Source organism: Streptomyces pinistramenti, assembly GCF_020564935.1.
Lineage (GTDB): Bacteria > Actinomycetota > Actinomycetes > Streptomycetales > Streptomycetaceae > Streptomyces > Streptomyces pinistramenti.
In genome coordinates this window covers 27800-40135 of sequence record NZ_JAJCXB010000044.1, presented here as the reverse complement: position 1 = coordinate 40135, position 12336 = coordinate 27800, and the positions used below count along the sequence as shown (strand labels likewise).

General features: G+C 73.8%; 12 protein-coding genes. 7 read left to right on the top strand and 5 right to left on the bottom strand.

Annotated elements, in window-relative coordinates; translation table 11 throughout:
- The first annotated feature begins 59 nt into the window (after positions 1–59).
- The gene (locus LIU39_RS25380; RefSeq protein WP_227049201.1) at positions 60–812 is read left to right on the top strand and encodes an endonuclease/exonuclease/phosphatase family protein; all 753 of its coding nucleotides are present in this window, start codon (positions 60–62) and stop codon (positions 810–812) included.
- A gap of 6 nt (positions 813–818) precedes the next feature.
- On the opposite strand, the gene LIU39_RS25375 is transcribed toward LIU39_RS25380, so the two are convergent.
- Together LIU39_RS25375 and LIU39_RS25370 are read right to left on the bottom strand one after the other, a co-directional pair.
- Complete coding sequence (locus tag LIU39_RS25375) at positions 819–1487, bottom strand: hypothetical protein (protein ID WP_227049200.1); 669 nt, start codon at positions 1485–1487, stop codon at positions 819–821.
- Positions 1474–2271, bottom strand: coding sequence for an alpha/beta hydrolase (locus LIU39_RS25370; RefSeq protein WP_227049199.1), 798 nt, complete (start codon positions 2269–2271; stop codon positions 1474–1476). The genes LIU39_RS25375 and LIU39_RS25370 overlap by 14 nt, the downstream gene beginning before the upstream one ends.
- Before the next feature lie 204 nt (positions 2272–2475).
- On the opposite strand from LIU39_RS25370, the gene LIU39_RS25365 reads away from it, so the two are divergent.
- The 5 genes from LIU39_RS25365 to LIU39_RS25345 all read left to right on the top strand — a co-directional run bounded on the left by LIU39_RS25365 (position 2476) and on the right by LIU39_RS25345 (position 7620).
- Complete coding sequence (locus tag LIU39_RS25365; RefSeq protein WP_227049198.1) at positions 2476–3246, top strand: lysophospholipid acyltransferase family protein; 771 nt, start codon at positions 2476–2478, stop codon at positions 3244–3246.
- Between the two features lie 29 nt (positions 3247–3275).
- Complete coding sequence (gene macS / locus LIU39_RS25360) at positions 3276–4565, top strand: MacS family sensor histidine kinase (protein WP_372464035.1); 1290 nt, start codon at positions 3276–3278, stop codon at positions 4563–4565.
- Positions 4558–5229, top strand: coding sequence for a response regulator (locus LIU39_RS25355; RefSeq protein WP_227049197.1), 672 nt, complete (start codon positions 4558–4560; stop codon positions 5227–5229). Before macS ends, LIU39_RS25355 begins: the two co-directional genes overlap by 8 nt.
- A 211-nt stretch (positions 5230–5440) precedes the next feature.
- Complete coding sequence (locus LIU39_RS25350; protein ID WP_227049196.1) at positions 5441–6469, top strand: 6-phosphofructokinase; 1029 nt, start codon at positions 5441–5443, stop codon at positions 6467–6469.
- Between the two features lie 134 nt (positions 6470–6603).
- Positions 6604–7620, top strand: a complete 1017-nt coding sequence (locus tag LIU39_RS25345; protein WP_227049195.1) for a 2-hydroxyacid dehydrogenase — start codon at positions 6604–6606, stop codon at positions 7618–7620.
- Here LIU39_RS25345 and LIU39_RS25340 read toward each other — a convergent pair.
- The 3 genes from LIU39_RS25340 to LIU39_RS25330 all read right to left on the bottom strand — a co-directional run bounded on the left by LIU39_RS25340 (position 7586) and on the right by LIU39_RS25330 (position 10667).
- Positions 7586–9643: an anthranilate synthase family protein gene (locus tag LIU39_RS25340; protein ID WP_227049194.1), complete on the bottom strand. Its 2058-nt coding sequence runs from the start codon at positions 9641–9643 to the stop codon at positions 7586–7588. The two genes, LIU39_RS25345 and LIU39_RS25340, sit on opposite strands and share 35 nt — an antisense overlap.
- 96 nt (positions 9644–9739) lie before the next feature.
- Positions 9740–9802: a trp operon leader peptide gene (locus LIU39_RS35685; protein WP_372464036.1), complete on the bottom strand. Its 63-nt coding sequence runs from the start codon at positions 9800–9802 to the stop codon at positions 9740–9742.
- 55 nt (positions 9803–9857) lie between these two features.
- A complete protein-coding gene (locus LIU39_RS25330; protein ID WP_227049227.1) occupies positions 9858–10667 on the bottom strand; it encodes an alpha/beta fold hydrolase in 810 nt (269 codons plus the stop codon).
- 201 nt (positions 10668–10868) lie between these two features.
- Between LIU39_RS25330 and LIU39_RS25325 the strand changes: the two genes are divergently transcribed.
- Complete coding sequence (locus tag LIU39_RS25325) at positions 10869–12278, top strand: aminotransferase-like domain-containing protein (protein ID WP_227049193.1); 1410 nt, start codon at positions 10869–10871, stop codon at positions 12276–12278.
- Positions 12279–12336 lie beyond the last annotated feature (58 nt).

Sequence of the window (12336 nt, the reverse complement as noted above, 5' to 3'; positions counted from 1 at the left end):
AGCGCGGCGGGCGCTGTCCTATCGTGGCCGTGACGCCGCCGCCGAGAGGACCCGCACCCGTGACCGCGCTGCCCGATTCCCGTACCGAGCCCGACGGTTCGGCCGTCGTCCGGGTACTCAGCTACAACATCCGCTCGCTGCGGGACGACCGGGCGGCGCTGGCCCGGGTCATCCGCGCCTGCGCACCCGACCTGGTGCTGATCCAGGAGGCGCCGCGGTTCTTCCGCTGGCGCAAGGCCGCCGAGCGGCTGGCCCGGGAGAGCGGCCTGGTGTACGTCACCGGTGGCGCCACCACCGCGGGGCCGATGATCCTCTCCTCGCTGCGCGCCCACGTGGAGCGCACGGAGGACGTCCTGCTGCCCCGCACCCCGGGCCTGCACCGGCGCGGACTCGCGACCGCGGTGGTACGGATCGGCCGGGCCAGGTTCGGCGTGCTCAGCTGCCACCTCAGCCTCGCGGCCGGGGAGCGCCACGGGCAGGCGGGACTGCTGCTGGAGCATCTTGAGCGGCTCGGCGTGCCGTACGCGGTGGTGGCCGGCGACCTCAACGACCGGCCGCAGGGCCGCAGTTTCCGGCTCCTCGCGCACTCGCTCACCGACGCCTGGGCGGCGAGGCCGTGGGGCGGGGAGTTCACGTCCACGCCCCGTGACCCGCACCAGCGGATCGACGCGGTCTTCACCACCGGCGGCATCGAGGTGCTGGGCTGCGGGGTGCCGTACGGCCTGCCGGGTGTGCACGCCGCCGACCTCGTCGCCGCCACCGACCATCTGCCGGTCCTGGCGGCGCTGCGGGTGCCGGCCGACGCGCCCTGAGCGGCGTCAGACCACCGCGCCGCTGCCCGGCGCCGGGCCGTCGTCGTCCTCGTCGTCGCTCTTCATCCGGGCCACGAGGGTGCCGAAGCCGCCGAGGAAGCCGCCGACACCCAGCACCGTGATCCACCACGTCATGGGCTGCTGGATGAGCACCATCACCAGCAGCAGCAGCGGACCGCCGAGCACCGCGAGCCAGGCGAACCGCGCGGTCACGTCGGCGTGCGGCAGCGGCGGCGGTTCGGGCGGCGTGAAGTGGCCCTCGTCGCCGTCGTCGAAGTCGTCGTCGGAGGGCTGCGCGGCGTCCCAGTCGCGCGGGCCGACTCCGGGCGCGTAGACGACGAAGCTGCCCGCCGAGCCGCCGCCGGGCGCACCCGGGCCGCGCCGCGGGCGCTCCTGGATCTCGCCGAGGCCCTCGGGACGGGCGTCCGCGGCGGGCTTCGCCGGATCCGGCTTCGTCAGGTCGGGCGCTCCCGGCAGGCCGGCCGGGCCGGAGGAGGCCGCGGGCCCCGCCGGGGCGCCGCCGTCCTCGCCCGCGCGGCCTTCACGGTCCGGCTCGTCCGCCGCGTCGTCCCATGCCGGGATGCGCGGCTCCTCGCCGTAACCCGCCACGATCTCGGCCCAGGCGGCCTCTTCGTCCAGCGGATCCTGCGGATCGCGGGGGCTAGGCTCCGCCACGGGCCGCCGTCCCCTCGTCCGCCGCATCCGCCAGCGCCTCCGGGGCCAGCCGGGAGATGAAGGCGGCGGTGTCGCGGAAGATCTGCTCGGCGTCGTGGTCGAGCGTGGCGACGTGGTAGCTGCGCTCCAGCAGCGTCTGGCGCACGTCGGACGAGGAGACCCGGCTCAGGATGCGCTCGGAGTCCGTGGGCGGCACGACGTGGTCCTGCGGGCTGGTCATCACCAGCAACGGCTGGGTGACCTGCGGGAGTTCGGAGTCCACCAGCTGGAAGAACCGGCGCACCGAATGCGCGGCGTGCAGCGGCACCCGGTCGTAGCCGACCTCATCGGCGCCCGGCTTGGCGATGTCGCTCGCCAGGCCCTTGGTGGTGCGGACGACATGGCGCAGCACCGGCAGCAGCGGCGCTGCCGCGTCGTGCACCTTGTTGGCCGGATTCACCACGACCACCCCGCTGATCGCGTCGCCGTGCCTGGCGGCCAGCCGCAGTGCCAGCGCGCCGCCCATCGACAGGCCGCAGACGAAGACCTTCGAGCAGCGGGCGGTCAGCGCCCGCAGCTCGCGGTCCACCTCCGCGTACCAGTCCTGCCACGTCGTGACCTGCATGTCCTGCCAGCGGGTGCCGTGGCCCGGCAGCAGCGGCAGCGCGACGGTCAGCCCCCGGTCGGCCAGATACCCGGCCCAGGGGCGGACGGACTGGGGGGAGCCGGTGAAGCCGTGGCACACGAGGACGCCGACCTCTCCGCCGTCACGGCGGAACGGCTCGGCTCCGGGAAGGAGCGGCACCGGGGGACTCCGATCGATAAGGGGGCCTGGCAGGTCACTTGCAGCGTACGCGGAGTGACGCCGTGCGGGTAGGCCGGAGGGCGGCGGCGGGAGGGCGGGGCCGCCCGTGGTGCGGCGGCGGACCCGTTGCGGCGAGCGGGCCGCCGGGGGCAGGTTAAGGTCTTTGCGTCACACACAGGAGGCAGTCGGTTGATCTACGGCGCAATGAAGTTTTCCATCGGCGGCTCGCTCAAGCTCGCGTTCCGGCCCTGGGTGGAAGGCATCGAGAACATTCCCGCCGAGGGTCCGGCGATCCTCGCGAGCAACCATCTGTCCTTCTCGGACTCCTTCTTCCTGCCCGCGGTGCTCGACCGCAAGGTCACCTTCATCGCCAAGGCCGAGTACTTCACGTCCCCGGGCGTGAAGGGGAAGCTGACCGCCGCGTTCTTCAAGGGCGTCGGGCAGCTTCCGGTGGACCGTTCGGGTGGCCGGGGCGCGGGCGAGGCCGCCATCAAGAGCGGGATCGAGGTGCTGGAGCGCGGTGAGCTGTTCGGCATCTATCCGGAGGGCACCCGCTCGCCCGACGGCCGGCTCTACCGCGGCAAGCCGGGCGGCCTGGCGCGGGTGGCGCTGGCGACCGGTGCGCCGGTCATCCCCGTCGCGATGATCGACACCGAGAAGGTGCAGCCCCCGGGCAAGGTCGTGCCGAAGATGATCCGGCCCGGTATCCGGATCGGCAAGCCGCTGGACTTCGCCCGCTACCAGGGCATGGAGGGCGACCGCTTCATCCTGCGGTCGGTCACCGACGAAGTGATGTACGAGATCATGAAGTTGTCCGGCCAGGAGTACGTCGACATCTACGCGACGGCGGCCAAGCGGCAGATCGCCGACGCGGCCAAGGCGGCAGAGGCGAAGAAGAAGGCCGAGGCCGAGCAGCCGGGCAAGGCCGGGCGCGACGGGACGGACGGCGAAGGCAAGGCCGGGGCCGGGGCGTAGCCGTGCCCGGCGAGGGGGTGGGAGCCGGCATGACCGACACCGGCATACGGACGGCGGGGCGCGGCGGTGCGTCGGAACAGAGCCGCGGCAAGCCGCCGCCGAAGCTGCGGATGTCGGTCGAACTCCCGTTGTGGCGGGCGCTGACCGGCTACCGCATCCTGACCCTGATCTACACCCTGTGCCTGGTCGCCGCCCAGTACCGCAAGTACGAGCATCCGCTGGGCGCGGTCGGCTACATGGGCGCGCTCACCGTCTGGATGGCGCTGACCTGGCGCCGGACGACCTCCGCCGAGCGCTGCACGCGGCACTTCCTCCTCGCCGACCTCACCTTCGCCGTCGGCGGCATCCTGCTGACCATGCTGGTCGAATCGCACGACCGCATCATGGGCGGCGCGGCCACGCTGCCGTCCATCTGGACCGCGGGCGCCGTCCTGGGTTTCGCGATCAAGGGCGGCTGGCGCTGGGCGATGGCGGCGTCCAGTGTGGTGGCCGTCGCCAACCTCGTCGAACGCGAGGAACTGGCCGGCAACACCATCCACAACGTCGTCCTGGTCTGGGTGGCCAGCGTGGCGATCGGCTATGTCGTCGAGGTGGCACGCGCCAGTGAGCGCACGCTCGCCCGCGCCCTGCAGATCGAGGCGGCGACCCGTGAGCGGGAGCGGCTGGCCCGCGACATCCACGACAGCGTCCTCCAGGTCCTGGCGATGGTGCAGCGGCGCGGCGCCGCGATCGGCGGCGAGGCCGCGGAGCTGGGCCGGATGGCGGGCGAACAGGAGGTCGCGCTGCGGACGTTGGTCTCCAGCGGCCTGGTGCCGGCGCCCCGCACCGAGGCGGCGGGCACCCCGGTGGCCGTGCCGGTGCAGGCGGGCGCGCAGGCGCCGTCCGGGGCACCGTGCGATGTCCGCGCGCTGCTCGCTCCGTACGCGGGCCGTGGTGTCACGTTCTCCGAACCGGGCGCCCCGGTGGAGCTGCCCGCGGGTGCCGCCGCCTCTCTCGCGGCCGCTGTCGGTGCCGCGTTGGACAATGTGCGGGTGCACGCGGGGGACGAGGCCCAGGCGTGGATCCTGGTGGAGGACGAGGCGGACGCGGTGATCGTGACGGTGCGCGACGACGGCCCCGGTATTCCCGAGGGCCGGCTCGCGGACGCCGAACGCGAGGGCCGGCTCGGCGTCGCCCTCTCGATCCGCGGGCGGCTGGCGGAGTGGGGCGGCAGCGCCGACTGGATCTCGGTCCCCGGCCAGGGCACGGAAGTGGAGTTGACGGTTCCCAAGGACGCTGCGTCCGAGGGCGACGACGGGGGATGGCGGACACATGAGTGAGCAGGCCGGCCTGAAGGTGATGGTGGTCGACGACCACCCGATGTGGCGGGACGCGGTGGCGCGGGACCTGGCGGCCGCCGGGCTCGACGTGGTGGCCACGGCGGGGGACGGGCCCCAGGCGGTCCGCAGGGCGCAGGCGGCGGCGCCCGATGTGCTGGTCCTCGACCTCAATCTGCCGGGCCTGCCCGGCGTGCAGGTGTGCCGGAAGCTGGTCGGCGGCAATCCCGCGCTGCGGGTGCTGGTGCTCTCCGCGAGCGGCGAGCACGCCGATGTGCTGGAGGCGGTGAAGTCCGGCGCGACCGGCTACCTCCTCAAGTCGGCCAGTACGGAAGAGCTGTTGGACGCGGTACGGCGGACGGCGGCGGGCGAGCCGGTCTTCACGCCGGGTCTTGCGGGCCTGGTGCTGGGCGAGTACCGCAGGCTGGCGACGGAGCCGGCGCCCGCGACGGCGGACGAGCCGGGCGCGCCGCGGCTGACGGAGCGGGAGACCGAGGTGCTGCGGCTGGTCGCCAAGGGCCTCTCGTACAAGCAGATCGCCGAACGGCTCGTCATCTCGCACCGCACGGTGCAGAACCACGTCCAGAACACCCTGGGCAAGCTCCAGTTGCACAACCGCGTCGAGCTGGTCCGGTACGCGATAGAGCGCGGCCTCGACGAGGCGTGACCGTCCCGGTGGCGCGGCCCGCTGACGGGCGTTCGCGTCCACCGGGCGGCACGTTCCGCTCGTACGGGTGAACGCTCCGCGTCAACTCCCCCTCCGCGCAACGGAATCGTCGCCTGCCCCATCCCGGAGTGACCCAGATCACCATTAGCGTGACCGGGTCGGCTCATTCACGGCCGTGCGCGGCCACTGACGGGATGTAGGTGAAGCAGCGATGCGGGTCGGAGTACTGACCGGCGGTGGCGACTGCCCCGGTCTGAACGCGGTGATCAGGGGTGCCGTCCGCAAGGGCACCCAGGAGTACGGATACGACTTCGTCGGCTTCCGGGACGGCTGGCGCGGGCCGCTGGAGGGCGACACCGTGCCGCTGGACATCCCGGCGGTCCGCGGCATCCTCCCGCGCGGCGGCACGATCCTGGGCTCCTCGCGGACCAACCCCTTCCAGCAGGACGACGGCATCCGCCGGATCAAGGAGACGCTCGCCAAGGAGGAGGTCGAGGCGCTGATCACGATCGGCGGCGAGGACACCCTCGGCGTCGCCGCCCGGCTCTCGGACGAGCACGGCATCCCGTGTGTCGGCGTCCCCAAGACGATCGACAACGACCTCTCGGCCACCGACTACACCTTCGGCTTCGACACCGCCGTGGGTGTCGCCACCGAGGCCATCGACCGGCTGCACACCACCGCCGAGTCCCACATGCGGGTGCTGGTCGTCGAGGTGATGGGCCGGCACGCCGGCTGGATCGCGCTGCACTCCGGGCTGGCCGGCGGCGCGAACGTCATCCTCATCCCCGAGCAGCGCTTCGACATCGAGCAGGTCTGCGGCTGGATCGAGTCCCGCTTCACGGTCCGCTACGCCCCGATCGTCGTCGTCGCCGAGGGCTCGATGCCCAAGGACGGCCAGATGGTGCTCAAGGACGGGAGCACCGACTCGTTCGGGCACGTCCGGCTGTCGGGTGTGGGGGAGTGGCTGGCCAAGGAGATCGAACGGCGGACCGGCAAGGAAGCGCGCACCACCGTGCTCGGCCACACCCAGCGCGGCGGCACACCCAGCGCCTTCGACCGCTGGCTGGCCACCCGCTTCGGGCTGCACGCCATCGACGCGGTGCACGAGCGCGACTTCGGGAAGATGGTCGCGCTGCGCGGCACGGACATCGTGCGGGTGCCGATCGCGGAGGCGACGGCGCAGCTCAAGACCGTCGATCCGGCGCTCTACGCCGAGGTCGGGGTCTTCTTCGGCTGAGCCGCGGGCGCCCGGTGCCGTCCGCCGCCCGGACGGCACCGGCGCGCCCACGGCCGTATATTCGGCGTGATCCGGGATGTCCCGGTACGTCCGCGTGCGGAACGGGCGCGTACGGGAAGCGGCGGGAGGCAGACGTGGAGATCCTCGCATTCGGGGTGCAGGCCGATGAGCGGCCCCTGCTGGAGCGGGCGTTCGCCGGGCGGCACCAGATCCGGAGCCTGGACGTCTTCCTCAACCGCGACACCGCCCCCATCGCCCACGGCTACGAGATCGTCACGGCCAGCGTGAACGCCGAGCTGAGCGCCGAGGTGCTGCAGACCCTCGCGGCCGGCGGCACGAAGATGATCACCCAGCGCTCCACCGGCTACAACAACATCGACCTGGAGGCCGCGGCCGACCTCGGCATGACCATCGGCCGGGTCTCCTCCTACTCGCCCTACGCGGTCGCCGAATTCGCCTGGGCGCTCGCGCTGGCCGTCGACCGCCGGATCGTCCGCGCCGTGGGCCGCACCCGCTCCTTCGACTTCCGGCTGGACGGCCTGATGGGCCGCGACCTGCGCGGCCGTACCGCGGGAGTGATCGGCACCGGGCGGATCGGCGAGGCGTTCACCCGCATCGCCCACGGCTTCGGCATGCACCTGCTCGGCTGGGACCTCGTGGAGAACCCGGCCTGCCTCGACCTCGGTATGCGCTACGTCGACCGGCGGCGCCTCTTCGCCGAGGCCGACCTGATCTCGCTGCACGTCCCGCTCGTGGCGGACACCCGCCATCTCGTCGACGCGGACGCCCTGGCCCTGATGAGGGACGACGCGCTCCTGATCAACTCCAGCCGCGGCGGCCTCGTCGACACCGTCGCGCTGGTCGAGACCCTCAAGGCGGGCCGGCTCTCCGGCGTCGGCCTGGACGTCTACGAGGAGGAGGCCGGGCTGTTCTTCTTCGACCGGTCGCTGGAAGTGGTCAGCGACGACACTCTGGCCCGGCTGATGACCTTCGGTAACGTCCTGGTCACCTCGCACCAGGCGTACTTCACCGCGGATGCGGTCGGCCAGATCATCGAGGTCACCGTCGCCAACGTCGAGGACTACCTGGCCGGCCGCACCGGCGAGAACCTGCTGGTCACACCAGGACAGCGGCCAGCAGCTGCGCGGTGAGGGACGCCCCGTCCAGCGTGAGCACCGACTCGGGGTGGAACTGCACCCCGGCGAACCCGGGCCCCCGCAGCGCGTGCACCTCGCCGCTCGCCGCGTCCCGGCTCACCTCGATGCGGTGCATGGCCAGTTCGGCCGCCGCGGCCTCGTCGCAGCGGGCGGTGAAGGTGTTGTAGAAGCCGACGGTCTCCTCGCGTCCGAAGAAGTCGATGCGCTCCTGGGCGCCCTGGAACGGCACGTCCTTGCGCACGATCTCCAGGCCCAGCTCCGCCGCCAGCAGCTCATGGCCGAGGCAGACGCCGAGGACGGGGCGGTCCGGAGAGCCCTGGTGCCCGGCCACCAGGTCCGCGGTCAGCGACCGCAGGAAGCGCATCTTCGGGTCGGCCGCGTCGGACGGGTCGCCGGGGCCCGGTCCCAGCACGACCGGGCCCCGGTGCGCCAGGGCGGCCGCGCGCAGCCCGGGCTCGTCGAAGCGGCGCACCGTCACCGCCAGGCCCGAGGTGCGCAGCAGATGCGCCAGCATCGAGGTGAAGGTGTCCTCGGCGTCGACGACCAGCGCATGGCCGTGCAGGGCCGCGGTCGGCGCGGTGGTCTGCATCCGCAGCCAGAACGGCGCGAGCCCGGCCCTGCGGCGCTCCAGCGCGGCCTGCACCCGCGGGTCGTCGGCCAGCCGCGGCGCCTGCCCCACGGCGGGCCGGTCCGGCGCCTGCCGGACGCCGAGCGCGGTGAGCACCCCCGCGGCCTTGGCGTGCGTCTCGGCGACCTCGCCGTACGGGTCGGACGCGCGCACCAGCGTCGCCCCGACCGGCACCCGCAGCCGGCCGTCGGCCGCGATGTCCGCGGTCCTGATCAGAATCGGTGAGTCCAGCGTCTGTGCGCCGGTGGCGTCCCGTCCGATCAGCGCCAGGGCGCCCGCGTAGTAGCCGCGGCCCCGGCCGTCGTCGGCGACCGGTTCATGGCGCGCGATGACCCGGCAGGCGTTCTGCACCGGCGACCCGGTGACCGTCGCCGCGAACATCGTCTCCCGCAGCACCTCGCGCACGTCCAGCGTGGTGCGGCCGCGCAACTCGTACTCGGTGTGCGCGAGATGGGCCATCTCCTTGAGCCGCGGGCCGATCACCACGCCGCCCTTGTCGCCGACGGTGCACATCATCTTCAGCTCCTCGTCGACGACCATCGACAGCTCCTCCGCCTCCTTGCGGTCGCCGAGGAATTCCAGGACGCCGTCGGCCGTGGGGCCGCCGGCCGGGTAGCGGTACGTCCCGCTGATCGGATTCATCACGACGGTGCCGCCCACCCGCGGCCCGCCGCCGTCGGCCGACTCCGCGCCGCGCTCGCCCCGTTCGCCGGTCATCCGGACGTGCACCTCGGGGCTGGCCCCGACCAGCGTGCGCACCCCGGGCCTGTGCACGACGTACGTCCAGTACGCGCCCCGCTCGCCCGCCAGCAGCCGTCGGAACAGGGCCAGTGCGTCGGCGGCGGAGAAGTCCGGGATCCCGCCGTCGAACGTCCTGCGGATGACGAAGTTGGCGCCCTCGCCGTTGCCGATCTCGTCCCTGACCACCCGCCCGACGATCTCCGCGTACGCCGCGTCGTCCACGTCGAAGCCGCCGTCCCGTACCTGCACCTCGTGCGTGGGCAGTGCGGCCAGCAGGTCGTCCAGGGCGATCTCGTGGCTCTCCCGGGGGCGCAGCACCGCCAGCGGGGTGCCGTCGTCGTGGGCCTCAAAGCCGCGCTCGCGGATCTGCTGGAACGGGATCAGCGCCAGGGCGTCGGTGACCGGTGCGCCCGCGGCGGGGGCCGCGCCGTCCGTGCCGAGCGGGATGTCGGCCAGGTGCTCGACCTCGACCACGTCGCCGATCAGCACCTCGACCGTGGCCCCCGTCCGCCCCGGCGCCCTGCGGCGCAGCAGGGCGAACGGCGGGCAGTGGGGCGCCAGCAGTCGCCGGACGAGGGCCGCGGCGTCGTCCGGGGCGCCGCCCTCGGCGCGGTCGTTGCGTTCCTCGCGTGGCGTGTTGCGGTGCATGTCGGGGTTCCTTCCGGGAGGGAGGAACGGCCGGTGGAAACACCGAAGGCCGCCCCTCGGGCGGCCTTCGCGAAAATCGGGAGATGTACGCGCGTATCAGCGGGCCGCCGGATGAGCGGTCCACCACCAGTTCCTGGTCGTCATGAGGGGCGCGTACATGCCGGGCACCCTACCCGACACCGGGACGGGCGCGGGACGGCGTCTCGAAGCGGGCCTACGGCAGCCGGTCCAGGAACCCCGCGAGCGCCGCGTCGAACTCCGCCGGGCGCTCCAGGTTCGGCAGGTGCGCCGCTCCCTCGATGACGGTGAGCGTGGCGTCCGGGATGCGCCGGTACCAGTCCTGCATCTCGGCGACCGGCGTGAAGGGATCGTCGCGGCCGGCCACGACCAGAGCGGGGACGCCGATCTGCGCCAACGAGGCGGTGTGGTCCCGGCGTTCGGCCCGGCCGCGGAGCGCGGCCGCCGCACCTTCGGGCGGGGTGCCGCGCATCATCCGCAGGACGTGCCCGGCGACCTCCGGCTGCCCGGTGACGTTGTACGGCGCGACCATGCGGTCCAGCACCTCGTCCGCGTAGCCGTGCATGCCCTCCCGCAGCAGCCGGTCGGCGAGCGCGTTCCGGTCGCGCCGGCCGGCATCCGTCTCGGCGTACGGGGAGGTGGCGGCCAGCACGAGGCCGCGCAGCCGGCCGGGGAAGCGCCGGGCGAACTCCATGACGATCTGGCCGCCCATCGACAGGCCGCCGAGCACGATCCGCTCCCGGCCGAGCCCCAGCGCGTCGAGCAGCGCGGCGAGGTCGTGGGCGAAGGTCTCCAGCGTGGTGCGGCGGGTGCCCGGGTCGCCGCCGTCCGCCCCGCCGGGCGCCGGTTCCGAGGTGCCGTAGCCGCGCAGATCCGGCGTGATCACCCGCAGGCCGCTGCCCGGCGCACCGAACGACGCGAGCTGCGGCGCCCACATCGTGCGGTCGAAGGGGTGGCCGTGCACCAGCACCAGAGGGGCGCCGCTGCCCTGTTCCGCGTAGGCCATGCCGATGTCGCCGACGAGGGCCGTACCCGGTGCGCTCCGCACAACTTTCCTCGGTTTTCTGCTGGTTGGTGCCGTTTCCGTTGACATCCCGATGCTAGGCACGCCACACTCTCGGTGCAATAGATCCATTGCACTCAGTGCAAAGTGGGGATTGCGGGGGATCGCCCCGGGTGAGGATCACGGGCCGAGGAGCGTGCCGTCATGACCGCCGAGGAATACCAGCGCATCGCGGACACCGTCGCGGCCGCCATCGCCGCGGGCCGGCTGCGCCCCGGCGACCGGCTGCCCACCCAGCGTGCCTTCGCCCGCACCCACCGCATCGCGCCCTCCACCGCCACCCGCGTCTACCGCGAACTGGCCCGCCGCGGCCTGACCGTCGGCGAGGTCGGCCGCGGCACCTTCGTACGCGCCGCCCAGCACCCGACCGGCCCCGCGCTCGCCGAACCGGCGGCCGACGGCGGCGGCCACGTCAACCTCGAACTCAACTACCCTGCCGTCCCCGAGCAGTCCGCGCTGCTGGCCGACGGGCTCGCCCCGCTGCTGCGCCCCGACACCCTCGCCGCCGCGCTGCGCCCGTCGGCCCCGTCCGGCACCGCCGCGGCCCGGAACGCGGCGGCCGGCCTGCTCACCGGGCCCGGCCTGCGCCCCGACCCGGACCAGCTGCTGTTCCCCGGCAACGGCAGGCAGGCGCTGGCCGGCGCGCTCGCCACCCTGGTGCCGCCCGGCGCACGCCTCGGCGTCGAAGCGCTCACCTACCCGATGATCAAGGGGATCGCCGCCCGGCTCGGCATCACCCTCGTACCGCTCGCCACCGACGAACAGGGCCTGTGCCCCGACGCCCTGCGCGCCGCCCACCGCACCGCCCCGCTGCGCGCCGTCTACGTCCAGCCGACCCTGCACAACCCGCTCGGCACGACGATGCCCGCCACGCGCCGGGCGGAGCTGGCCGATGCCCTGGAGGCCCTGGACGTCTGGGCCGTGGAGGACACGGTGTGGGCCTTTCTGTGCGGCGCGCCGCCGGGCGGCCGCGCCGCATCCCGGAGCCCCGCGCCCCCGCCGCCACTCGCCTCGTACGCCCCCGGCCGCACGATCCTGGTCGACAGCCTCTCCAAGCGGCTCGCCCCCGGCCTGACCGTCGGCCTCGCGCTGGCGCCCCCGTCCCACACCGGCCGGCTCGCCGCCGCGCTGCGCTCCGGCGGGTGGACCGCCACCGGCTTCGCCCTGGAGGCCGCCACCCGCTGGATGACGGACGGCAGCCTGGAGCGCATCGTCGCCGCCAAACGCCGCGACGCCGCGGCCCGCCAGGCCCTGGCCGCCGAACTGCTGGACGGCCAGGAGGTGCACGCCGACCCGCGCGCCTACTTCCTCTGGTGGCAACTGCCGTCCCGGTGGCGGGCCGAGACGTTCCTGGCGGCCGCGGCCCGGCGGGGCATCGCCGTCACCCCGGCCGCCGCCTTCGCGGTCGCCGCCGAGGGCACCCAGGGTGCGGGCCCTGCGCCGAACGCGGTACGGATCGCCCTGGCCGGCGCGACCTTCGACCAGCTCTCCCGGGCGCTGCCGGCCCTCGCCTCGATCGCCCGGGGTGCGCCGGACGACACCCTGCCGGAGTGACCGCAGCACCTTTGGACGGTGCCCGTATGCCGAGTGGGGTGTGTCTCACAGTCCGGGC

Coding starts and splice junctions, on each gene's coding strand:
- LIU39_RS25365 (WP_227049198.1), top strand. CDS start 2,476: ATGAAGTTTTCCATCGGCGGCTCGCTCAAGCTCGCGTTCCGGCCCTGG.
- macS (WP_372464035.1), top strand. CDS start 3,276: ATGACCGACACCGGCATACGGACGGCGGGGCGCGGCGGTGCGTCGGAA.
- LIU39_RS25355 (WP_227049197.1), top strand. CDS start 4,558: ATGAGTGAGCAGGCCGGCCTGAAGGTGATGGTGGTCGACGACCACCCG.
- LIU39_RS25350 (WP_227049196.1), top strand. CDS start 5,441: ATGCGGGTCGGAGTACTGACCGGCGGTGGCGACTGCCCCGGTCTGAAC.
- LIU39_RS25340 (WP_227049194.1), bottom strand. CDS start 9,643: ATGCACCGCAACACGCCACGCGAGGAACGCAACGACCGCGCCGAGGGC.
- LIU39_RS25330 (WP_227049227.1), bottom strand. CDS start 10,667: ATGGCCTACGCGGAACAGGGCAGCGGCGCCCCTCTGGTGCTGGTGCAC.
- LIU39_RS25325 (WP_227049193.1), top strand. CDS start 10,869: ATGACCGCCGAGGAATACCAGCGCATCGCGGACACCGTCGCGGCCGCC.